This window comes from Pseudonocardia hydrocarbonoxydans (assembly GCF_006539565.1).
Lineage (GTDB): Bacteria > Actinomycetota > Actinomycetes > Mycobacteriales > Pseudonocardiaceae > Pseudonocardia > Pseudonocardia hydrocarbonoxydans.
Map to the genome: position 1 here is coordinate 272,317 of NZ_BJNG01000016.1, position 21,936 is coordinate 294,252.

Sequence of the window (21,936 nt, forward strand, 5' to 3'; positions counted from 1 at the left end):
GGTGTTCCTGACGCTGATGGCCGGGTACTTCCTGATGCCCGTCTACTGGCTGCTGGTCAACGCCACGAAGTCGCAGCGCGACCTCGTGACGACCAACGGGTTCGCGTTCGCCGAGGTCCAGCTCGGGCAGAACCTCGCCGACCTGTTCGCCCGCGACGACGGCGTCTTCGGCCGCTGGGCCCTGAACTCCCTGCTCTACGCCGGGCTGGGCGCGGCCGTCGGCACGATCCTGGCCGCGATGGCCGGGTACGGGATCGCCAAGTACGAGTTCCGGGGCCGCGAGCTGCTGTTCGGCTTCGCGCTCGGCGGCGTGCTCGTCCCGGCCACCGCGCTCGCATTGCCGCTGTTCCTCATGTTCGCCGGCGTCGGGCTGACCAACACCTACTGGGCGGTGTTCCTGCCGAGCATCGTCAGCCCGTTCGGGGTGTACCTCTCGCGGGTCTACGCGGCGGCGAGCGTGCCCGACGAGCTGCTCGACGCCGGGCGGGTCGACGGCGCGAGCGAGCTGCGGATCTTCTTCACGGTCTCGATCCGGCTGATGGCCCCGGCGCTGGTGACGGTGTTCCTGTTCCAGTTCGTGGCCATCTGGAACAACTTCCTGCTGCCGCTGATCATGCTCCAGGACACCTCGCTCTATCCGCTCACCTACGGTCTGTACACGTGGGCGTCACTGGTGTCGCGGGACCCGTCCCTGCAGGTGCTGGCCATCGTCGGCTCCCTGGTGTCGGTGATCCCGCTGATCATCACATTCGTGACCCTGCAGCGGTTCTGGCGCAGCGGGCTGGCCGCGGGGTCGGTGAAGTGAGCGCGTTCCCGTTCCGGGGCGTCGCCATGGGGTGCGACTACAACCCCGAGCAGTGGCCGCGGGAGGTGTGGCGCGAGGACGTCGCGCTGATGCGGGAGGCCGGCGTCGGGTTCGTGACGCTCGGGGTGTTCTCCTGGGCGTTGCTGCAGCCCGCGCCGGACCGCTGGGACTTCGGCTGGTTCGACGAGGTCGTCGAGCTGCTCCACGGCGCCGGGATCGCGATCGACCTGGCCACGGCGACGGCGTCCCCACCGCCGTGGCTGACCGCGGCGTACCCGGAGATCCTGCCGGTCGACGAGTCGATGCGGGTGGTCTGGCCGGGCAGCCGGCAGGCCTGGTGCCCGAGCAGCCCGGTGTTCCGCGGCCACGCCCTCGCGCTCACCGAACAGCTGGCCTTCCGCTACGGCGACCACCCGGCCGTGCGCCTGTGGCACGTGTCCAACGAGCTGGGCTGCCACAACGGCCGCTGCTGGTGCGACGTGTCGGCGGCGGCGTTCCGGCGCTGGCTCGCCGACCGGTACGGCTCGGTCGAGAAGCTGAACGACGCCTGGGGCACGGCGTTCTGGTCGCAGCACTACGGGTCCTTCGACGAGGTGCTGCCCCCGCGGCTCACCGGCGCCTCCCCCAACCCCGGCCACGAGCTGGACTTCGCCCGCTTCTCCTCCGACGAGCTGCTGGCGCACTACCGGGCCGAGCGCGACGTGATCCGCGCGCACTCGGCCGTGCCCGTCACCACCAACCTCATGGTGACCGCGCACCAGGACCAGCAGGACAACTTCCGCTGGGCCCGCGAGCTGGACCTGGTGTCCAACGACCACTACCTCGACGGGCGGCTGCCCGACCCCCGCGCCGAGCTCGACTTCGCCGCCGACCTCACCCGCGGGGTCGCCCGCCGCGAGCCGTGGCTGCTCATGGAGACCGCCACCTCCGCGGTGAACTGGCAGCCGGTGAACCTGGCCAAGCGGCCCGGCGAGCTGCTGGTGGACGCGCTGACCCACGTCGCCCGCGGGGCCGACGGGATCGGGTTCTTCCAGTGGCGGGCCTCGCGCGCGGGCGCGGAGAAGTTCCACTCCGCGCTGGTGCCGCACGCGGGTGCCGACTCGGCCCGGTTCCGGGAGGTCGTCGCCCTCGGTGACGCGCTCGCCCGGCTCGCGCCCGTCGCCGGGTCGCCGGTGGAGGCCGAGGTCGCGCTGCTGTTCGACTGGGAGGCCTGGTGGGCGTGCGACCGGCCCTCGATGCCCAGTGGCGAGCTGCGCTACCTCGACGCGGCGCACCGCTGGCACGCCGCGTTCACCGGGCTCGGGGCAGGGGTCGACGTCGTGCACCCCTCGGCCGACCTGGACCGCTACGCCGTCGTCGTCGTCCCGACGCTCTACCTGTGCGCCGACGCCGACGCCGACGGGGTCGCCGCCGCCGCCCGGCGCGGGGCGCAGGTGGTCGTCACCTACTTCTCCGGCATCGCCGACGAGCGCGACCACGTCCGTCTCGGCGGCTATCCCGGCGCGTTCCGCGAGCTGCTGGGGGTGCGCGCGGAGGAGTTCGCGCCGCTGCCGCCCGGCGTCACCGTCACCCTCGACGACGGCGCCACCGCCGACCTGTGGACCGAGGTCCTCGCGGCCCCGGACGCCGAGGTGGTCGCGTCCTTCGTCGACGGCCCGGTCGCGGGTGCGCCCGCGCTCACCCGGCGCGGGGTCGACGCGGGCGCCGCCTGGTACGTCGCCACCCGCCTCGACGCCGCCGCGACGGCGGCGCTCGCGGCCCGGGTCGCCGCGGCCGCGGGGATGCCGGCGACGGCGCTGCCCCCGGGCGTCACACTGACCCGGCGCGGCCGTCACGCGTTCGTCCTCAACCGGGGCGACCGGCCCGCGCCCGTCGACGTGCGCGGCACCGACCTGCTCACCGGCGCGCCCTTCCCCGGCGTCGTCGCCGGCCGGTCGGCCGCCGTCGTGGAGGAGGTGTAGATGCTCGCCCGGCAACGCCAGGAACTGATCCTCGACGCGGTGCGGACGACCGGTGGCGCACGGGTGTCCGAGCTCGTCGACACCCTCGGCGTGTCCGACATGACCGTGCGCCGCGACATCGAGGTGCTGGCCCGGCGCGGGCTGGTCACCCGGGTGCACGGCGGGGCCACCGCGGCCGGGTCGAGCGTGGAGGAACCCGGGTTCGCGGCGAAGTCCGGCCGGAACCCGGCGGCGAAGCAGTCGATCGCGACGGCCGCCGCGGCGCTGATCGAGCCCGGCGCGTCGGTCGCGCTGTCGGCCGGGACCACCACGCACGCGGTGGCCACGGCCCTGCTCGGCGTGCCCGGGCTGACCGTCGTCACCAACTCGCTGCGGGTGGCGGAGGTGCTGTGGGCGGGTGACGCGACGGTGGTGCTCACCGGCGGCGAACGCACCCCGTCCGACGCGCTCGTCGGGCCGGTGGCGGTGGCGGCGCTGCGCGGCCTGCACGTCGACTGGTTGCTGATGGGCGTGCACGGGATGGACGTCGAGGCCGGGTTCACGACACCGAACCTGGCCGAGGCGGAGACGAACCGGGCGCTGGTGGCCACCGCGAGGCGGGTGGCCGTGGTGGCCGACAACTCGAAGTGGGGGGTGGTGGGGTTGAGCACGATCGCGGCCCTGGACGAGGTCGACGTACTGGTCAGCGACGACGGGCTGGAGCCGGACGCGCGGCGGACGCTCGACGAGTGCTGCGGACGGCTGGTGCTGGCGTGATCCGCACCGACGCCCCGATGGCCGACGGACGCGTCCTGCGCTACTACGACGAGACACCCGGGAGGGTCCCACCGCCCGACCCGCGCGACCTGCCCGCCGTCGAGCACGGGTCGGTGATGCGCTTCGACGTGCTCACCGGCGAGTGGGTGACGATCGCGGCGCACCGGATGAACCGGACCCACATGCCGCCGGCCGACCAGTGCCCGCTGTGCCCGTCGCGGCCCGGCGGCGAGCCGTCGGAGATCCCGGCCGACGCCTACGACGTGGTGGTCTTCGACAACCGCTTCCCCTCGTTCGGCGAGACGATGACCGAGGTCCCGGCCGAGGTGGACGGGAACCCGCTGTGGCCCCAGCGCCCGGCCACCGGCCACTGCGAGGTCATGTGCTTCACCTCCGACCACGAGGCGGCGTTCTCCTCGCTCTCGCTCGAGCGGGTGCGCACCGTGATCGACGTGTGGGCCGACCGCACCGCCGAGCTGTCGGCGACCGAGGGCATCGAGCAGGTGTTCCCGTTCGAGAACCGGGGGCGCGAGATCGGGGTGTCGCTGCAGCACCCGCACGGCCAGATCTTCGGCTACCCCTACGTCACGCCGCGCACGGCGCAGCTGCTGACCCGCGCCGGGGCGCACCGCCAGCGCACCGGGCGCGACCTGATGGAGGACGTGCTCACCGGCGAGCGCAAGGCCGGGCACCGCGTCGTGATCGACGGCGAGCACTGGACGGCGTTCGTGCCGGCCGCGGCGCGCTGGCCGGTGGAGGTGCACCTCGTCCCGCACCGCGCCGTGCCCGACCTCGCCGCGCTGTCCGACGAGGAGCGCACCGAGCTGGCCGTGGTGTACCGCGACCTTCTCGGGCGGGTGGAGCGCTACTTCGGCCCCGAGGGTGCCGACCCGCCCTACATCGCCGCGTGGCACCAGGCGCCGGTGCACACCGGCCGCGACCTCACCCGCCTGCACCTGCAGCTGTTCTCCCTGCGCCGCGCCCCGGGCAAGCTCAAGTACCTGGCCGGGTCGGAGTCCGGGATGGCCGCGTGGCTGGGCGACGCCTCCCCCGAGCGGATCGCCGAGCGGTTGCGCGAGGTGGGCGCGTGAGGTGGGCCGCCCCGGGGCGCGTCAACCTGATCGGCGAGCACGTCGACTACGCCGGCGGCGTGTGCCTGCCCTTCGCCCTGGCCGAGCGGACGGTCGTGGAGGCGCACACCCGGGCCGACGGCCGGTTCACCGCGCGCAGCACCGCCGAGGACGGCGTCGTCGACGTGGCGCTGGACGAGATCGCGCCCGGATCCCCCGCCGGCTGGGCCGGGTACGCCGCCGGGGTGCTCTGGGCGTTGCGCGCGGCCGGGCACGCCGTCGGCGGGCTCGACGTCGCCGTCACCGCGACGGTGCCGCTCGGGGCCGGGCTGTCGTCGTCGGCGGCGCTGGAGTGCGCCGTCGCGCTGGCCGTCGACGACCTGTACGGGCTCGGGCTCGCCCGCACCGAGCTCGCGGCCGCGTGCGTCCGGGCGGAGAACGAGATCGTCGGCGCGGCGACGGGCGGCATGGACCAGGCGGCCGTGCTGCTGGCCACCGCCGGGCACGCGCTGCTGCTCGACACCCGCGACGGCTCGACCCGCCAGGTCCCCTTCGCCCCCGCCGACGACGGCCTCGCCGTCCTGGTGATCGACACGCGGGTCCGCCACCACCTCGCCGACGGGCGGTACGGCGCGCGGCGGGCGTCGGTGGAGAAGGCCGCCGCCGCACTGGGGCTCGCGACCCTGCGCGAGGCGACCCTGCGCGATCTGGAGGGCCTGCGGGACGTGGAGCGGCTCGACGTCGACCTGCTGCCCCGCGCCCGGCACGTCGTCACCGAGATCGCCCGGGTCGCCGAGGTCGTCGCCCTGCTCGACGACGGGCGGCTGCGCGAGGTCGGCCCCCTGCTCGACGCCTCGCACGAGTCGCTGCGGGTGGACTACGAGGTGTCCTGTCCGGAGCTGGACCTGGCCTGCGCGGCCGCCCGCGCGGCCGGTGCGCTCGGGGCCCGGATGACCGGCGGCGGGTTCGGCGGCTCGGCGATCGCACTCGTCCCGCTGGGCCGGGTCGACGACGTCACCCGGGCGGTGTGCGACGCCTTCGCCGCGGCCGGGTACGGCGGGCCGACGGTCCGGACCGCCGAGCCCTCGGCGGGCGCCTCGCGCGTGGGGTGAGGGCCCGCCCGCACGCCGGACCCGGAGCCCGGACGGTCAGTTCAGCACCTCCCCCGCGTGCTCCACCGCCGTGCGGATCTGGAACGACGGGCGCAGCAGCAACGTCAGCTCGGTGCGTTCCAGCGCGTCGGCGAGGCGGTGGGCGTCGGCCGCCGACAGCCGCCACGGCAGCAGCACCCGCCGGTAGAACAGGGTGGGCGGGCCGGCGTCGAGGGTGACGACCACGTCGAGCTCGCCGACGTCACCGTCGCGGGCCAGGTGGGTGCGCGCCGTCATCGCGCTGCACGCGGCGAGCGCGCCCGTCATCAGCTCCAGCGGGGTGGGCCCGCCGTCGTGGTCGACGACGACCGTGTGCCGCCCGAGCGCCAGCGCGACGGGGCCGGACGGTGCGGCGTGGGCGTCGGCCGCCGCCATCGGCATCTGCATCGTCACGGCGCCACCTCGGCGATCGGCAGCCGCACCTGGAACCGGGTGTCGCCCGGCTCCGAGCGCACCGCGATGTCGCCGTGGTGGCGCGAGACGACCACGCGGTAGCTGACGTCGAGCCCGAGCCCGGTGCCCTTCCCGACGCCCTTCGTCGTGAAGAACGGCTCGAAGATCCGCTGCCGCACCTCGGGCGGGATGCCGGGGCCGGTGTCGGCGATCTCGACGAGCACTCGGTCCTCCTCGCGCGCCGTGCGGACGGTGAGCGTGCCCGACCCGTCCATGGCGTCGATCGCGTTGTCGACGATGTTGGTCCACACCTGGTTCAGCTCGGCGGCGTAGGCCGGGATCGGCGGGAGCGTCCGGTCGTAGTCCTTGACGATCCGCACCCCGCTCCCCGTACCGTCGGCCGGAGTCCCGAGCTTGCGCCCGAACATCACCAGCGTGGCGTCGAGCCCCTCGTGGACGTCGACGAACCGGTGCGGCGCCCGGTCCATCTGCGAGTACTGCTTGGCCGCCAGGACCAGGTCGGAGATCCGCGCGGTGGCGTCGGTGATCTCGCGCAGCAGGCTCTCGGTCTCCACCGTGTAGGCCAGCCAGCGGATCGCACCCTCCAGCACCGCCGGGTCGGACGCCGTGCGCACCGCCTCCAGGTCGGCGACCTCGAGCCCGCCCGCGACGAACACCGGGGCGAGGTCCCAGCCGCCGGTGATGCCGGCGTCGTCGAGCCAGTCGCCCAGCTCGTCCTCGCGGTCGGAGGTCTCGATCGGCGAGAGCGCCGGGGCGTGGCGCACCTTCTTGACGAACTCGTCCTGCGCCACGACCAGCTTGTGCAGCTGCGGGCCGGCGATCCGGCCGTCGGCGATCATGGCCAGCTTGTGGCGCATCCCCTCGACCTTGTCGCGCAGGGCGTCCGTCGCCCGCCCGGCCGCGGCCGCCGGGTTGTTCAGCTCGTGGGTGAGCCCGGCCGACAGCTTGCCCAGCGCGAGCAGCCGCTCCCGCTCGGCGGTGATCTGTCCGCCCTTGCGGAGCCCGAGGATCATGCCCTCCAGCAGGTGGACGGCCATCGGGAACCACTGCTGGAACCGCACGGCGAACTCCGCGGCCGGCAGCGCCAGCACGCAGCAGTCGGTGACGGCCCGCACCGAGGCCGGGTAGGTCCGGGCGCTCTCGTCGTCGAGGTAGAACTGCACCGCCCCGAAGTAGACGCCGCGGTGGTCGGTGCGGGTGGTCTCCACCGGGTCGCCGCCGATGATCCGGCTCATCGCCACCGTGCCGGAGATCAGCACGTGGAAGCAGTCCGCCGGATCGCCCTCGGTGACGATGTCGCGGCCCGCGGCCACCGTCACCTCGTCGGCGTGCTCGGCGATCCACGACAGCTGCTGCTCGTCGAGGGCCTCGAACAGGAACAGGGACCGCAGGTCCACCTGCGTGCTCACTGCTCCGCCAGGTACCGGTGCACCAGCGTCACCGCCATCGCACCCTCGCCGACGGCCGAGGCCACCCGCTTGACCGACTCCGACCGCACGTCGCCGGCCACGAACACCCCGGGCACGCTGGACTCCAGGTGGTAGGGGTCGCGGTCGAGCGACCAGCCCGGCGGCGGGGCACCACCGGTGACCAGGTCGGGGCCGGTGGGGACGAACCCGCGGGCGTCGCGGACGACCACGCCGTCGAGCCACTCGGTGCGCGGGGCGGCGCCGATGAACACGAACATCGCCCCCGCGGTGACCGTCTGCTTCTCCCCGGTGGTGCGGTCGGAGAGCACCAGCCGCTCCAGGTGCCCGTCGCCGCAGGCCTCGGCGACCTCGGTGCCGGTGCGGACGACCACGTTGTCGATCGCGTCGAGCTGCTTGATCAGGTAGTGCGACATCGACGCCTCCAGGTCCGGGCCGCGCACCAGCACCGTCACCGTCGCGGCGTGCCGGGAGAAGAACACCGCGGCCTGCCCCGCCGAGTTCGCCCCGCCGACGATGTACACGTCCTGTCCCGCGCACGCCGGGGCCTCGGTGGCCGCCGAGCCGTAGAACACCCCGCGGCCGGTCAGCTCGGCGACACCGGGGGCGTCGAGCGAGCGGTAGGCCACCCCGGTCGCGAGGACGACGGCGTGCGCGGCGATCTCGCTGCCGTCACCGAACCGCACCACCCGCGCCGAGCCGCGCGCCTCCAGCGCCACGACGTCGCGGGCGGTCAGCACCTCGGCGCCGAACTTGGCGGCCTGGCGGCGGGCCCGGTCGGTGAGCTGCGAGCCCGACACGCCGTCGGGGAAGCCCAGGTAGTTCTCGATCCGGGAGCTCTGCCCGGCCTGCCCGCCGGTGGCCTGGCGCTCCACGAGCACCGTGCGCAGCCCCTCCGACGCCCCGTAGACCGCGGAGCCCAGCCCGGCCGGGCCGCCGCCGATCACGATCAGGTCGTAGAAGTCGGCCACCGGGTCGACGGTGAGCCCTACCGCCTGCGCGATCTCGGCGTCGGTCGGGTTGCGCAGGACGCCGCCGTCGGTGGTGATGATCACCGGCACGTCGTCCTCGGAGGCGCCCGCCACCTCCAGCAGCCGCGCCCCCTCCGGCTCGTCGGTGGAGTGGTAGCGGTAGGGCACGGAGTTGCGGGCCAGGAAGTCGCGCGCGGAGAAGCACTCCGCCGACCAGCGGTGACCCACCACCCGGATCTCGTCGACGGGCCGCTGGCCGACCGCGCGCCAGGTCTCGATCAGCGCGTCGACGACGGGGTAGAGCTTCTCCTCCGGCGGGTCCCAGGGCTTGAGCAGGTAGTGGTCGACGTCGACGACGTTGATCGCCTGGATCGCGGCGTCGGTGTCGGCGTAGGCGGTGAGCAGCGCGCGGCGGGCGTGCGGGGCGACGTCCATGGCCTGCTCGAGGAACTCGATGCCGTTCATCCCGGGCATCCGGTAGTCGGCGAGGATCGCGGCCACCGGCTCGCCGCGCAGCGTCAGCTCGCGCAGCGCCTCCAGCGCGTCGGCGCCGGACTCGGCCCGGACGATCCGGTGGTCGGCGCCGTAGCGGCGGCGCAGGTCCCGTGCGACCGACCGGCTCACGCCGGGGTCGTCGTCGACGGTGAGCAGGACGGGCTTGGTGGGGGTGGGCTGAGTCATCGGGCTCCCGGCGGCAGGGCGGCGGCGGAGTGCGTGCGCGGCTCCCCCGAAACTAGCGCCGACGGGGCCCACCCGGCCACGACGGCCCGCGCACCGGGCGTCAGGGGGTGCGGGCCACCGCGAAGACCCGGCGGAACGGGAACCAGGTGCTCCCGTCCGGGCGGGCGGGATAGGCGGCGCGCAGGCGCGGGGCGAGCTCGTCGCACCACGCCGCGTACTCGACGGGCGCGAGCGCGTCGCGGACCGGCCGCAGGGTCGTGGCGCTGATCCAGCGCAGCACCGGGTCGTCGCCGGTGAGGCGCTGCAGGTAGGTGGTCTCCCAGGCGTCGACGGCGGCGCCCGCGCCGGCGATCAGGTCGGCGTACCCGGCCGGGTCGAGGACCGCCGTGCCGTCGCGCAGGTCGACGCGGCCGCGCCAGCCCGGCTCGTCGAGCAGCTCCCGGACCAGTGCGTGCGACGGGGCGTCGAGGTTGCCGGGCACCTGCAGGGCGAACCAGGCGCCGGACGGCATCGCGGCGAGCCAGCGCGGCAGCAGCGTGAGGTGCTCGGGCACCCAGTGGAGCACCGCGTTGGTGACGACGACGTCGGTGTCGCCGGTGGGCGTCCAGTCGCGGACGTCGAGGCGCTCGGCGTCGACGTCCCGCGCCCGCGCCGCGTCGACCATCTCCTCCGAGGAGTCGAACGCGCTCACCGCGGCGCCGGGCCAGCGGGCCGCGAGCACCGCCGTCAGGTGGCCCGGACCGCACCCCATGTCGACGACGCGGCGCGGCGCGGCGTCGCCTTCCCTCGGGGCCCCGACGCGCGCGAGGAGGTCGTGGAACGGGCGGGCTCGGTGGTCGTCGAAGCCCAGGTAGAGCGCCGGGTCCCAGGTCGTGGTCACCGGGCCAGTCCCAGGGCGGCCGCCGCGTCGGCGCCCACCTGGCGGGCGGCGGCGAGGTCGGTGCCGGGGTCGGGGCGCACCTGCAGCACGATGCCGTCCCGCCCGGGGATCTTGCGCTGGACGAACCACGCGCCACCGCCGGGCAGGTCGCGGTGGTGGCGGCTGCGGATCGACGCCGTGACGCGCTCGTGCACGATCTCGGGCACCCGGCCCGGCTCGGCCAGGCGCAGTCGGCGCACCGGCAGGTCGGTGAGCAGCACCGCCGCCCCGGCCGGCTCCTCGACCGCCTCCACCAGCTCCAGCGCCCCGTTGCCCCACGCGGCCCGGCTCACCAGGTGCCAGCCGACGCGGCGCACCGCGCCGTCGGGTGCGGGGATCCACAGCCCCCAGGAGGTGACGACGACGTGCCCGCCCCCGCTGAGCACCGCGACGGCCAGCACCCGCTCGTCGGGCTCCAGCTTCGCCCCGAAGCCCTCGGGCAGCTCGTCGCGCCCGAGCGCCCTGCGGATCGCCTTGAGCGGGCTGAGCCTCGGCGGCCTCATCGCGCCGCCTGCTCGCGCAGCGCGATCCGGTACTGCTCCAGCGGCACGAGGTCGCCGAAGAGCTGGTGGTAGGCGTCGGCGTCCTCCAGCGGGTTGGTGCGCTGCAGCCTGCCCTTCAGCTCGGCCACCTGTGCCTCGACCAGTGCCAGCTTCACCCCGGCGACCACGCTTCCCACGTACCGAGCCTCCTCCATCCCGCGCCGCGGCATCTGCAGCGGCTCGACGGCCAGCTCGTGCACCAGCGGCCGCACCTCCGGCACGCACTCCACGCTGACGGCGTCGAGCCACGTCGGCCCCTCCAGCCCGGCGCAGACGCCGCCCGCGGCCTGCACCGCGCGGTGCACCCCCGCGAGGTCCGGGTGGCTGAACACCTGCTCGGGCAGCTCGTCGTAGGCGGGACCGGCGATCGCGGGCAGCTGCAGCGCGGCCTTGAGCGCCTCGCGCTGCAGGTGCAGGCGGGGGTCGTTGCGCGGCGGCGGGGCCGGGGCGTCGCGGCGGCCGCGGACCTTCTCCGGCGGCACCCCGGCCTCCTCGCGCACCCGCCGCACCACGGCGAACTCGTCGGGCCAGCCGGTCCAGCCGGCGAGACGGCGGGCGTACTCGTCGCGCAGGTCCTCGCGCTTGATCCGGGCGACCAGCGGGACCGCGCGGCGCAGCGCCGCGGTCTGCCCCTCGGGGGTCTCCAGGTCGTGGTCGCGCAGCATCGAGCGGATGACGAACTCGTAGAGCGGCTCCCGGCGCGCCACCAGGTCGCGGACGGCGGTGTCGCCGTGCGTCTGGCGCAGCTCGCACGGGTCCTGGCCGTCGGGGGCGATGGTGACGTAGGTCTGGCCGGTGTAGCTCTGCTCCCCCTCGAACGCCTTGAGCGCGGCGGCCTGCCCGGCCGCGTCGCCGTCGAAGGTGTAGATGACCTCGCCGAGGTCGAACGAGTCGTCGCCGATCAGGCGGCGGATCACCGCGATGTGCTCGGTGCCGAAGGCGGTGCCGCAGGACGCGACGGCCGTGGTGACGCCCGCGAGGTGCATCGCCATCACGTCGGTGTAGCCCTCGACGACGACGACCTGGCGGCGCTTGGCGATCTCGCGCTTGGCCAGGTCGAGCCCGAACAGCACGTTGGTCTTGCGGTAGACCGGCGACTCGGAGGTGTTGAGGTACTTGGCGTCGATGCCGTCGTCGTCGAAGATCCGCCGCGCACCGAAGCCGACGACCTCGCCGCCCAGGTCCCGGATCGGCCACAGCAGCCGCCGGTGGAAGCGGTCGATCGGCCCGCGCCGCCCCTCCTTCGACAGGCCCGCCTTGATCAGCTCGTCGAGCGAGAACCCGCCCGCGAGCAGGTGCTTGGTGAGGGTGTCCCAGCCCGCGGGGGCCCAGCCGCAGCCGAAGGTGGCGGCCGCGGCGGCGTCGAACCCGCGGGAGGTGAGGAACTCGACGCCCTTGGCGGCCTCGGGCGTGCGCAGCTGGGCGGCGTAGAACTCCGCGGCCCGTTTGTTGGCCTCCAGCAGCCGCGAGCGGGTGCCCTTGTCGCGCTGCACCGACGCGCCGCCGCCGGTGTAGGTGAGCCGGAAGCCGATGCGGTCGGCCAGGCGCTCCACGGCCTCGGCGAACCCGACGACCTCGATCTTCATGATGAAGTCGAAGACGCTGCCGCCCTCGCCGCAGCCGAAGCAGTGGAAGGTGCCGTGCGTGGGCCGCACGTTGAAGCTCGGCGACTTCTCGTCGTGGAAGGGGCACAGGCCCTTGAGCGACCCGGCGCCCGCGCGGCGCAGCGCCACGTAGTCGCCGATCACCTCGTCGATGCGGGTGCGGTCGCGGACCTCGGTGATGTCCGAATCCCTGATGCGTCCCGCCACGGGCCCGAGTCTAGGCGCGTGCGGTGAACCGCAGCTCCACGGCGTCGAGCACCGGGCGGTAGCCGATCCGCGGGTAGATCTCGTTGCTCACCGGGTTGGCCAGGTCGGTGAGCAGGACGACGTCACGGGCCCCGGCGGCGCGGGCCCACGCCGTCGCCGCGGCCGTCACCGCCGTGCCGTAGCCGTGGCCGCGTTCCTCCGGCGGGGTGTAGACGGGCCCGACCCGCGACATCGACCCGATCGGGCGGCGCGCGCCCGCGACGGCCACCGGGACGCCGTCGACCTCCCACAGCAGGTACCCCGCACCCTGCGTCAACGCCTCGAGGAGCCACGGCCGCGGGTCCGCAGGCGGGTCCAGCGCCTGCACGGCCTCGGCGGTGAACGCGGTCATGAAGGACACCAGGACCTCGAGGTCGGCCGCACCGGCGACCCGCGCGACCCCCCGCACGCCGCGCGGCGGGGTGAGGGTGACCAGCCGGAACAGCCGCATCCGCATCGCCACCTCGGCGCGCTGCCCCGTCCGGGCCGTGTACGCGGCGGCGAAGGCCTCCGCCTCGGGCACCGGCCCGTGGACGGCGGGCAGGGTGCTGCCCGCCCGCTCCGCGGCCGCCGCCGCGAGGGCGGGCGGCAGCGCGGAGACCGTCGCGGGACGCCCGGCCTCCTGCAGCAGCGCACCGGCGGTCTCCCCGCGGTGCGCGACGGTGAGCAGCAGCCCGGCGAGGTCGGGACGGCCGCGCAGCCGCACGAGCGCGGTGTGGGCGAGGGTGTGCCGGGCCGGGTCGGCGTCGTAGAGGGGCCCGGCCGCGGCGTCGAACGCCGCGACCGTCTCGTGCACCGTGACCCGCACACCCCCATGGTCGCACCGCGGGGGAAGCGGTTTGCTACAGAACCGGCAGGTAGGTGGCCAGTTCGTAGGGGGTGACGTTGCGGCGGTAGGCGTCCCACTCGGCGCGCTTGTTGCGCAGGAAGAAGTCGAACACGTGCTCGCCGAGGACCTCGGCCACCAGCTCGGAGCCCTCCATCGCGTGCAGCGCCTCGGTGAGGTTCTGCGGCAGCGGCTCGTAGCCCAGGGCGCGGCGCTCGGTGTCGGTGAGCGACCACACGTCGTCCTCGGTGGCCGGGCCCAGCTCGTAGCCCTTCGCGACGCCCTGCAGCCCGGCCCCGAGGATCACCGCGAACGCCAGGTAGGGGTTGCACGCGGTGTCCAGCGTGCGGATCTCCACCCGCCGCGTCGAGGACTTGCCGGGCGAGTACATCGGCACGCGCGCCAGTGCGGAGCGGTTGGCGTGGCCCCATGACACCGCCGTCGGGGCCTCCCCGCCGGTGATCAGGCGCTTGTAGGAGTTGACCCACTGGTTGGTGACGGCGCTGATCTCGCGCGCGTGCCGCAGGACACCGGCCACGAACGCCTTGCCCGTCTCGGACAGCTCGTAGGGGTCGTTCGGGTCGTGGAAGGCGTTGCGGTCGCCCTCGAACAGCGAGAAGTGCGTGTGCATCGCCGAGCCGGGGTGCTGGGAGAACGGCTTGGGCATGAACGACGCCCGCACGCCCTGGGTGATCGCCACCTCCTTCACCACGTACCGGAAGGTCATGATGTTGTCGGCCATCGTCAGGGCGTCGGCGTAGCGCAGGTCGATCTCCTGCTGGCCCGGCCCGCCCTCGTGGTGGCTGAACTCCACCGAGATGCCCATCGACTCCAGGGTCTCCACCGCGTTGCGCCGGAAGTGCGGGGCGACGTCGTGGCTGGCCTGGTCGAAGTAGCCGCCGGAGTCGGCGGGCACCGGCGGGGTGCCGTCGGCGGTGAGCTCGCGGAGCAGGTAGAACTCGATCTCGGGGTGGACGTAGCAGGTGAAGCCGGCCTCGGCGGCCTTGCTCAGTGCGCGGCGCAGGACGTGGCGGGGGTCGGCCCAGGACGGCGAGCCGTCGGGCATGGCGATGTCGCAGAACATGCGGGCGGAGTAGTGCTCGCCCGAGGAGGTCTCCCACGGCAGCACCTGGAAGGTCGACGGGTCGGGGCGGGCGACCATGTCGGACTCGTAGACCCGCGCGAAGCCCTCGATCGCCGACCCGTCGAACCCGATGCCCTCCGCGAAGGCCCCCTCCAGCTCGGCGGGCGCGACGGCCACCGACTTCAGGTAACCGAGCACGTCGGTGAACCAGAGGCGCACGAAGCGGATGTCGCGTTCCTCGAGGGTGCGGAGCACGAACTCCTGCTGGCGATCCATGGCCCGGAGAGTAGGAACGTCGCGTTACGAACGTGTTTCGTCGCAGGTCGGATCGGCGGCCGGGCTCAGATCACGCAGGAGGCCCCGTCGGCGGGCACCTCGAGGTCGACCAGGTACCGCGTGACGAGGTCGTCGACGCACGGCACCCCCGACAGCGCGACGGTGTGCTGGTTGCCCTCGACCGACAGCAGCGTGCCGCCGATCTGGTCGGCCAGGCGCACCCCGGCCTCGTAGGGCGTGGCCGGGTCGCCGGTCACCGAGATCACCAGCACCGGCGGCAGGCCCTCGACGACGGGCAGCGCGGGCTCGGTCGTCGGCGGCACCGGCCAGAACGCGCACGGCGGGCGCGCGGAGCTGGGGCCGCGGCCGTCGTCGCGGAACGGGGCGACCTCGCGGTAGCGGGTGTCGATCTCCAGGAACACCGCCGGGTCGGTGATGCGCTCCTCGTCGACGCAGCTGATCACCGGGAACGCCTCCAGGTCGTTGCTGTAGGACCCGTCCTCGGCCCGGCTCTCGTAGAGGTCGGCCAGCAGCATCAGGACCCGGCCCTGGCCGACCGTCAGCTCCTGCAGCCCGATCCGCAGGATCTCCCACAGCTCCTCGCTGTAGAGCGCCTGGACCACCCCGGTCATCGCGTCGGTGTAGCCCAGCCGCCGCCCGTCGCCGACGGCCGCGGGCGCGTCGTAGAGCGGCAGGACCAGCGCCCGGAACCGTTCGACGGCCGCGGCCGGGTCGGGCCCGATCGCGCAGCCGGGCTGGGCGGCGCAGTCGGCCGCGAACGCGTCGAAGGCCAGCTGGAACCCGGCGCCCTGCGCGACGAGGCTCTCCACGGCGTCCTGCGCCGGGTCGACCGCCCCGTCCAGGACGAGCGCGCGCACGTTCGCCGGGAACGCCTCGGCGTACTCGGCGCCGATGAACGTGCCGTAGGAGTAGCCCAGGAAGGTCAGCTTCTCGTCGCCCAGCGCCGAGCGCAGGACGTCCAGGTCGCGCACGACGTCGCGGGTGCCGACGTTGGCGAGCACGTCGAGCCCGACCCGCTCCACGCAGCGGTCGACGAACTCCTGCGAGTCGGCCTCGGCGATGGCGACGCCCTCCGGGGAGCCGTCGACGTCCAGGTCGGCCCGTTCCTCGTCGCGCTCGGCGTCGGTCTCGCAGTCGATGGCGGGCTCGCTGGACCCCACCCCGCGCGGGTCGAACCCGATGAGGTCGAAGCGCTCGGCGAGCGGGGTGCCGGCCAGCGACCCGGCCAGCGAGGGCGCGAAGCTCATCCCCGAGGCCCCCGGCCCGCCCGGGTTGGTCAGCAGCGAGCCGATGCGGTCGCCGGTGGCCCGCTTGCGCAGCATCGCGATCTCGGCGGTCCGGCCGTCGGGGTCCGCGTAGTCCAGCGGCACCGTGACCCGCGCGCAGTCCAGGGCCGGGTCGGCGTAGGCGTCGGCGTCGTCGGGGGTGACCGCGAACGGTGCGCAGGGCCCCCATTCGGGCTCCTGGCCGTAGAACGCCTCCAGGCCGGGCGGCGCGGCGGTACCCGCGGCGCTGCCGCGGCCCGCCGTCGTCGTGGTGCATCCGGCCACCAGCGCCACCACGGCGAGCGCGGCGGCGGGGGCGGCGACACGTCGGGCGTCCATCTCGCCGAGCATGCCAGCCCCGCGGCGCCACCCGTTCGGCGCATCACCCGGCCGGTGTGAAGTCCGTCGCTCACCGGTGCCGCGGGCGCCGCGGGCTGTCACGCTCTCCCTCGTCACCACCGGAACACCCGGGGACCCGCGAGGGCCTCGAGGGAGGACGGACAACGATGTCTGACGATGCGACCGCCGCCGAGGTACAGGCCCCCTACCGGGCTCCCGAGCGGCCGAAGCGGACCCGCGTGCACCACCTGCGCGAGATGAAGGACCGCGGCGAGCGCTGGCCGATGCTCACCGCCTACGACGTGTACTCCGCGGAGATCTTCGACGAGGCCGGCATCCCGGTCCTGCTGGTCGGCGACTCGGCGGGCAACAACGTCTACGGCTACGACAACACCATCCCGGTGACCGTCGACGAGCTGATGCCGCTGGTCAAGGCGGTGGTCCGGGGGGCGAAGAGCGCGCTGGTCGTCGCCGACCTGCCCTTCGGCAGCTACCAGGTCAGCCCCGAGCAGGCGCTGACCACCGCCTTCCGGTTCATGAAGGAGGGCGGCGCGCACGCCGTCAAGCTGGAGGGCGGGGCGCGCTACGCCCCGCAGGTCGAGGCGCTGACCGGTGCCGGGATCCCGGTGATGGCCCACCTCGGCTTCACCCCGCAGAGCGAGCACGCCCTGGGCGGTTTCCGCATCCAGGGGCGCGGCGACCGCGGCGAGAAGCTCATCGAGGACGCGCTGGCCATGCAGGCCGCCGGCGCGTTCGCCGTGGTGCTGGAGATGGTGCCCGCCGACGTCGCCAAGCGCGTCACCGGCGAGCTCGCCGTCCCGACCGTCGGGATCGGCGCGGGCCCGGACTGCGACGCGCAGGTCCTGGTCTGGTCGGACATGGCCGGGATGAACCGCGGCCGCAAGCCGCGCTTCGTCCGGCAGTACGCCGACGTCGGGTCGATCCTGCACGACGCCGCCCGGCGGTTCGGCGACGAGGTGCGCGGCGGGGAGTACCCCGACGCCGAGCACTCGTACTCCTGAGGCCTCCCGCACGGGCGCGCGACGTCGCGCGCCCGTGCGGTGACCAGAGGGTCAGCGCGCGGCGCGCTTGGCCGCGCGGCGCAGCTGCAGGATCCGCAGCCCGCCCGGGATCGCGACGAGCAGCAGCCCGGCGATGGCGGCCAGCAGCAGCGCGACGCCCGCCGGCAGCGACCCGGAGAAGCCCAGGAAGTTGATCACGATCGGCGTGTTGTTCTGCAGGATGAACACCAGCAGGAAGATGCCGACGATCGCCGAGAGGATCAGCCCCGTCCAGAGCCCGCCGCTGCGGCTGTGGGCCACGATCGGGTCGCGCGCCGGCGTGGTGGGCACGGGGGCGGTGTCGGGGTCGGTGTCCGCGGGGACGGCGACCGTGCGGCCGTCGGGGTCGGTGACCGGGCCCACCGGGCGCATCCCGGGGTTGGTGGCCGGGTCGGCGTGCGGGTCGTGCGGCCCGACACTGCCGTAGCTGGGTCCCCCGGTCCGGGTCGCCCGCGTCGGGTCCTCGGTCATCGCCGCCACCATCCCTGTTCGTCCCACCGGTTGAGCGGCGAAGTATCCCGCAACGGCCGGTGTGACGCGGAGCACGGTCGGTTAACGTCCGGCCATGGACTACGCCGCCGCGCTGGACACCTTCTTCACCGAGCCTCCCGACTCCACCGCCGCCGTCGCCGCGCCCTCCCCCACCCCCGCCCGCGTCCTGCGTGACGCCCTGGAACCGGTCGCCATGCACGGCGTCTGGTCCGAACGGGTCAACCGCGCGCTCGCCGCCCGCGGCCACGACTTCCTCACCGGCTACGTCACCGGCCGCGCCGCCCCGCTGGGCGAGGTGCCCTCGTCGGTGGTCGCGGCGACGTTCGCGGTGTTCGAGCCGAACGTCGTCGACGCCCTGTGGACCGCGGGCCGGGCGCTGGTCCCGCTGCCGGAGCTGATCGCGCTGCGCGACGCGGAGGCCGCGGCCAGCCTGCGCGCCGTCCTGGGCGACGCCGCGGAGCCCGAGGTCGCCCGCGTCGCGGGGATCCTGGAGGACGCCGTGGCGGGCCTGGACGGGACCGGCCGGGTGCTGTTCTCGGCGCTGCGCTCCCAGCCGCGCCTCCCCGACGCGTTCGGCCGTCTCTGGCGCGCGGCCGACCTCGTCCGCGAGCACCGCGGCGACGGCCACGTCGCGGCCTGCATCGCCGCCGGGCTCGACCCCGTCCGGATGGGCGTGCTCATGGAGGTCTGGCTCGGCTACCCGGTCGGCGAGTACTCGGGCACCCGCGCGTGGCCCGACGAGGCCGCCGCGGCGGGCGTCGCCCGGCTGGAGGCCGACGGCCTGATCGCCGACGGCGCCATCACCGAGCGGGGCCGCGCGGTCCGCGACGCGATCGAGGCCGCCACCGACGCCTCCCAGGAGGCGCTGGTCGCGGCACTGGGCGCCGACCTGGAGCCGGTGGCCGCCGTGGTCGCCGGGTGGTCGGAGCAGTGCGTGCAGGCCCGCCAGTTCCCGCCGGACCCGCGCAAGCGCGCCGCGGGCTGAGGCCCTACCGGACGGCGCGGCGCATCGGCAGGTGCGTCACACCGTCCCAGTCGTAGGGCTCGCCCGCGACCTCGAAGCCGAACGAGCGGTAGAACGCGACCAGGTGCTCCTGGGCGTCGAGCACGCACGGCCGGTCGCCGACCTCGCCGAGCACCGCCGCCACGAGCCGCCTGCCCAGCCCGTGCCCGCGCGCCGACGGGGCGGTGCACAGCCGCCCGATCCGGTACCCGCCGTCGCGCTCCTTGAGCAGCCGCAGCGTGCCCAGGACCGGCTCGGGCCGACCCTCGCCGCCCAGCCAGTAGTGGCGGGCGCGGTCCTCGAGGTCGCGCCCGTCGAGCTCGGGGTAGGCACAGGACTGCTCGACGACGAACACCTCCACCCGCAGCCGCAGCAGCGCGTAGAGGGTCTGCGGATCGAGGTCGGCCGCCCAGGCCCGGTGCACGGTCGCCGCGATCAGGTCGTTGCTCACCCCCTCTCCCTACCAGACCACCCCCGCCCCCACCCCCCGCGAGTCCCCCGGTTCCCGCTCGCGAGTCCCCCGGTTCCCGCCCGCGAGTCCCCCGATCCGGTCGGACCCCGCGGCCACCCGCCGACCCGGCTAGCCTCCACCGGTGCGCCACCACGATCTCGTCGTCATCGGCACCGGCTCCGGCAACTCCATCGTCGACTCCCGCTTCGACCACCTCGACGTGGCGATCGTCGAGCACGGGGTGTTCGGTGGCACCTGCCTGAACGTGGGGTGCATCCCGACGAAGATGTACGTCTACCCGGCCGACGTCGCCCAGCACATCCGGCACGCGTCGCGCTTCGGCATCGACGCCACGGTCGACAAGGTGCGCTGGACCGACATCCGCGACCGCGTGTTCTCCCGCATCGACCCGATCGCCGCGGGCGGGCGCGAGTACCGCGTCGAGCGCTGCCCGAACGTCACCGTGTACGAGGGACACGCCCGGTTCACCGGGCCACGCGAGCTCTCCGTCGACGGCGGGGAGCCGTTCACCGCCGACCGGGTCGTGATCGCCGCGGGGGGCCGCGCGGCGATCCCGGAGGTGATCACCGCCTCCGGCATCCCGTACGAGACCTCCGACACGATCATGCGCATCGACGCCCTGCCCGAGCACCTGCTCATCGTCGGCGCCGGCTACATCGGCGCCGAGTTCGCCCACGTCTTCTCCGCGCTCGGCTCGCGCGTCACGATCATCGGGCGGGGGCGGCACCTGCTGCGCTCGCAGGACGAGACGGTGGCGGAGCGGTTCACCGCGGCCGTCCGCGACCGCTGGGACGTCCGCCTCGGACAGCCGATCACCGCGGCCCGCCACGGCGCCGACGGCGTGGAGCTCACCCTGCAGGACGGGTCGGCCGTGCGCGGCGACCTCGTGCTCGTCGCCACCGGGCGCGAGCCCAACAGCGACCTGCTCGACCTCGACCGGGCCGGCATCGCCGTGCACGCCGACGGCCGGATCGTCGTCGACGGGCACCAGCGCACCACCGTCGACGGCGTGTTCGCCCTCGGTGACGTCAGCTCGCCGTTCCAGCTCAAGCACGTGGCCAACCACGAGGCCCGGGTCGTGGCGCACAACCTCGCCCACCCCGACGACCTGCGCACCACCAACCACCACGCCGTGCCCGCCGCGGTCTTCACCGACCCGCAGATCGCGGCGGTCGGGCGCACCGAGGCGCAGTGCCGGGCCGAGGGCCTGGACCACGTCGTGAAGATCCAGGCCTACGGCGACGTCGCCTACGGCTGGGCGATGGAGGACACCACCGGCTTCTGCAAGGTCATCGCGGAGCGCGGCACCGGCCGGATACTCGGCGCGCACGTGATGGGGCCGCAGGCGAGCACCGTGATCCAGCCGCTCGTGCAGGCCATGGCGTTCGGGTTGGGGGCCCGCGAGATGGCCACCGGGCAGTACTGGATCCATCCCGCGCTACCCGAAGTGGTCGAGAACGCACTGCTCGGGCTCGATCTGTAGGGCGCCGGGCGCCGAATACCGGATACTGGGTGGCGCAGTGAGGCCACCCTTCCTCCGACCCACGAGGTGCCGCCCGTGTCCGTAGCCGAGAGTCCCGCCCGCGCGGCCGGTCCGAAGCCCCTGCTGGACGGGCAGCGCGGCGTCGCGTCCACCGTCGCCGTCTACGTCTTCGTGATCGTGCCGCTGCTCGCGCTGCTGGCCGCGGTGCCCGCCGCCTGGGGCTGGGGTCTGAGCTGGGTCGACGTCGCGATCGCCCTGCCGTTCTACGTCGTCAGCGGCCTCGGCATCACCGTCGGCTTCCACCGCTACTTCACCCACGGCTCGTTCAAGGCCACCCGGCCGCTGCGGATCGCGCTGGCGATCTCGGGCAGCCTCGCGCTGCAGGGACCGGTGATCGACTGGGTGGCCGACCACCGCCGTCACCACGCGTTCTCCGACAAGGAGGGCGACCCGCACTCCCCGTGGCTGTTCGGCACCGGCCCACGCGCGCTCGCGAAGGGCTTCTACCACTCGCACATGGGCTGGCTGTTCGGCCGCGACCAGACCAACGAGCGGCGCTTCACCCCCGACCTGCTCGCCGACCGCGACATCGTCACGGTCGACCGGCTGTTCGTCCTGTGGGCCACGCTCTCGCTCGTGCTGCCCGGCGTCATCGGCGGGCTGGTGACGATGTCCTGGGCGGGCGCGCTCACGGCGTTCTTCTGGGGCGGGCTGGTGCGCGTGGCGCTGCTGCACCACGTCACGTGGTCGATCAACTCGATCTGCCACATGATCGGCGATCAGCCGTTCGCCTCCCGCGACCACTCCCGCAACGTGTGGCCGCTCGCCGTCCTGAGCTTCGGCGAGTCGTGGCACAACCTGCACCACGCCGACCCCACCTGCGCCCGGCACGGCGTGCGGCGCGGGCAGGTCGACATCTCCGCGCGGGTGATCCGCATCTTCGAGAAGCTGGGCTGGGCCCACTCGGTCCGCTGGCCCACCGCCCGCCGGCTGGAGAAGCTGGCCCGGTGATCGTCGTCTGCGGTGCGATCCGGCCAACCGTGGCCGCTGTGCACCGCAGGCGGTGA

At 74.4% G+C, this 21,936-nt stretch carries 20 protein-coding genes; 9 read left to right on the forward strand and 11 right to left on the reverse strand.

The genetic code is table 11. From position 1 onward, the window contains the following. The first annotated feature begins 16 nt into the window (after positions 1 to 16). From PHY01_RS11065 to galK, 5 genes are read left to right on the forward strand one after another with little or no spacing between them, the layout of a single operon-like run. Positions 17 to 805: a carbohydrate ABC transporter permease gene (locus tag PHY01_RS11065; RefSeq protein WP_246085834.1), complete on the forward strand. Its 789-nt coding sequence runs from the start codon at positions 17 to 19 to the stop codon at positions 803 to 805. Then, positions 802 to 2,766 (forward strand): beta-galactosidase, encoded by a 1,965-nt coding sequence (locus tag PHY01_RS11070; RefSeq protein WP_246085827.1) that lies wholly within the window; start codon positions 802 to 804, stop codon positions 2,764 to 2,766. Before PHY01_RS11065 ends, PHY01_RS11070 begins: the two co-directional genes overlap by 4 nt. Then, entirely contained in the window at positions 2,767 to 3,522 is a 756-nt protein-coding gene (locus tag PHY01_RS11075) for a DeoR/GlpR family DNA-binding transcription regulator (protein WP_141278483.1), read from the forward strand. Then, on the forward strand, positions 3,519 to 4,613 hold the full coding sequence (galT, locus tag PHY01_RS11080) for a galactose-1-phosphate uridylyltransferase (RefSeq protein ID WP_370467276.1): 1,095 nt from the start codon (positions 3,519 to 3,521) through the stop codon (positions 4,611 to 4,613). The genes PHY01_RS11075 and galT overlap by 4 nt, the downstream gene beginning before the upstream one ends. Further along, positions 4,610 to 5,704, forward strand: a complete 1,095-nt coding sequence (galK, locus tag PHY01_RS11085) for a galactokinase (RefSeq protein WP_218030102.1) — start codon at positions 4,610 to 4,612, stop codon at positions 5,702 to 5,704. Before galT ends, galK begins: the two co-directional genes overlap by 4 nt. Before the next feature lie 36 nt (positions 5,705 to 5,740). Here galK and PHY01_RS11090 read toward each other — a convergent pair whose 3' ends face one another. The 9 genes from PHY01_RS11090 to PHY01_RS11130 form a co-directional block, all read right to left on the reverse strand. Beyond that, positions 5,741 to 6,130, reverse strand: a complete 390-nt coding sequence (locus tag PHY01_RS11090) for an OsmC family protein (protein WP_246085835.1) — start codon at positions 6,128 to 6,130, stop codon at positions 5,741 to 5,743. 2 nt (positions 6,131 to 6,132) lie between these two features. Next, positions 6,133 to 7,554: an ATP-binding protein gene (locus tag PHY01_RS11095; protein WP_246085828.1), complete on the reverse strand. Its 1,422-nt coding sequence runs from the start codon at positions 7,552 to 7,554 to the stop codon at positions 6,133 to 6,135. 8 nt (positions 7,555 to 7,562) lie between these two features. Then, the gene (locus PHY01_RS11100; RefSeq protein ID WP_141278487.1) at positions 7,563 to 9,236 is read right to left on the reverse strand and encodes an FAD-dependent oxidoreductase; all 1,674 of its coding nucleotides are present in this window, start codon (positions 9,234 to 9,236) and stop codon (positions 7,563 to 7,565) included. A gap of 100 nt (positions 9,237 to 9,336) precedes the next feature. Then, the gene (locus tag PHY01_RS11105; RefSeq protein ID WP_141278488.1) at positions 9,337 to 10,116 is read right to left on the reverse strand and encodes a trans-aconitate 2-methyltransferase; all 780 of its coding nucleotides are present in this window, start codon (positions 10,114 to 10,116) and stop codon (positions 9,337 to 9,339) included. Continuing rightward, entirely contained in the window at positions 10,113 to 10,658 is a 546-nt protein-coding gene (locus tag PHY01_RS11110) for a hypothetical protein (protein ID WP_174824104.1), read from the reverse strand. The genes PHY01_RS11105 and PHY01_RS11110 overlap by 4 nt, the downstream gene beginning before the upstream one ends. Then, positions 10,655 to 12,508, reverse strand: a complete 1,854-nt coding sequence (dnaG, locus tag PHY01_RS11115) for a DNA primase (RefSeq protein ID WP_141278489.1) — start codon at positions 12,506 to 12,508, stop codon at positions 10,655 to 10,657. The genes PHY01_RS11110 and dnaG overlap by 4 nt, the downstream gene beginning before the upstream one ends. A gap of 10 nt (positions 12,509 to 12,518) precedes the next feature. Further along, the gene (locus tag PHY01_RS11120) at positions 12,519 to 13,355 is read right to left on the reverse strand and encodes a GNAT family N-acetyltransferase (protein ID WP_141278490.1); all 837 of its coding nucleotides are present in this window, start codon (positions 13,353 to 13,355) and stop codon (positions 12,519 to 12,521) included. Between the two features lie 34 nt (positions 13,356 to 13,389). Beyond that, on the reverse strand, positions 13,390 to 14,733 hold the full coding sequence (gene glnA, locus PHY01_RS11125; protein WP_141278491.1) for a type I glutamate--ammonia ligase: 1,344 nt from the start codon (positions 14,731 to 14,733) through the stop codon (positions 13,390 to 13,392). 65 nt (positions 14,734 to 14,798) lie between these two features. Beyond that, positions 14,799 to 16,358 (reverse strand): alpha/beta hydrolase, encoded by a 1,560-nt coding sequence (locus tag PHY01_RS11130; protein ID WP_141278492.1) that lies wholly within the window; start codon positions 16,356 to 16,358, stop codon positions 14,799 to 14,801. A 167-nt stretch (positions 16,359 to 16,525) separates the two neighbouring features. Between PHY01_RS11130 and panB the strand changes: the two genes are divergently transcribed. Continuing rightward, positions 16,526 to 17,380, forward strand: a complete 855-nt coding sequence (panB, locus tag PHY01_RS11135; protein WP_141278493.1) for a 3-methyl-2-oxobutanoate hydroxymethyltransferase — start codon at positions 16,526 to 16,528, stop codon at positions 17,378 to 17,380. A 51-nt stretch (positions 17,381 to 17,431) separates the two neighbouring features. On the opposite strand, the gene PHY01_RS27535 is transcribed toward panB, so the two are convergent. Next, entirely contained in the window at positions 17,432 to 17,890 is a 459-nt protein-coding gene (locus tag PHY01_RS27535; RefSeq protein WP_170183754.1) for a lipopolysaccharide assembly protein LapA domain-containing protein, read from the reverse strand. A 94-nt stretch (positions 17,891 to 17,984) separates the two neighbouring features. Here PHY01_RS27535 and PHY01_RS11145 point away from each other — a divergent pair, with 94 nt between their 5' ends. Further along, positions 17,985 to 18,896: an SCO6745 family protein gene (locus PHY01_RS11145; protein ID WP_141278495.1), complete on the forward strand. Its 912-nt coding sequence runs from the start codon at positions 17,985 to 17,987 to the stop codon at positions 18,894 to 18,896. Between the two features lie 4 nt (positions 18,897 to 18,900). Here the strand turns inward: PHY01_RS11145 and PHY01_RS11150 are convergent, their stop codons facing one another. Beyond that, complete coding sequence (locus PHY01_RS11150; RefSeq protein WP_141278496.1) at positions 18,901 to 19,365, reverse strand: GNAT family N-acetyltransferase; 465 nt, start codon at positions 19,363 to 19,365, stop codon at positions 18,901 to 18,903. Between the two features lie 142 nt (positions 19,366 to 19,507). On the opposite strand from PHY01_RS11150, the gene PHY01_RS11155 reads away from it, so the two are divergent. Then, a complete protein-coding gene (locus PHY01_RS11155) occupies positions 19,508 to 20,869 on the forward strand; it encodes a mycothione reductase (protein WP_141278497.1) in 1,362 nt (453 codons plus the stop codon). Between the two features lie 75 nt (positions 20,870 to 20,944). Then, on the forward strand, positions 20,945 to 21,880 hold the full coding sequence (locus PHY01_RS11160) for an acyl-CoA desaturase (RefSeq protein ID WP_141278498.1): 936 nt from the start codon (positions 20,945 to 20,947) through the stop codon (positions 21,878 to 21,880). Positions 21,881 to 21,936: the final 56 nt, after the last annotated feature.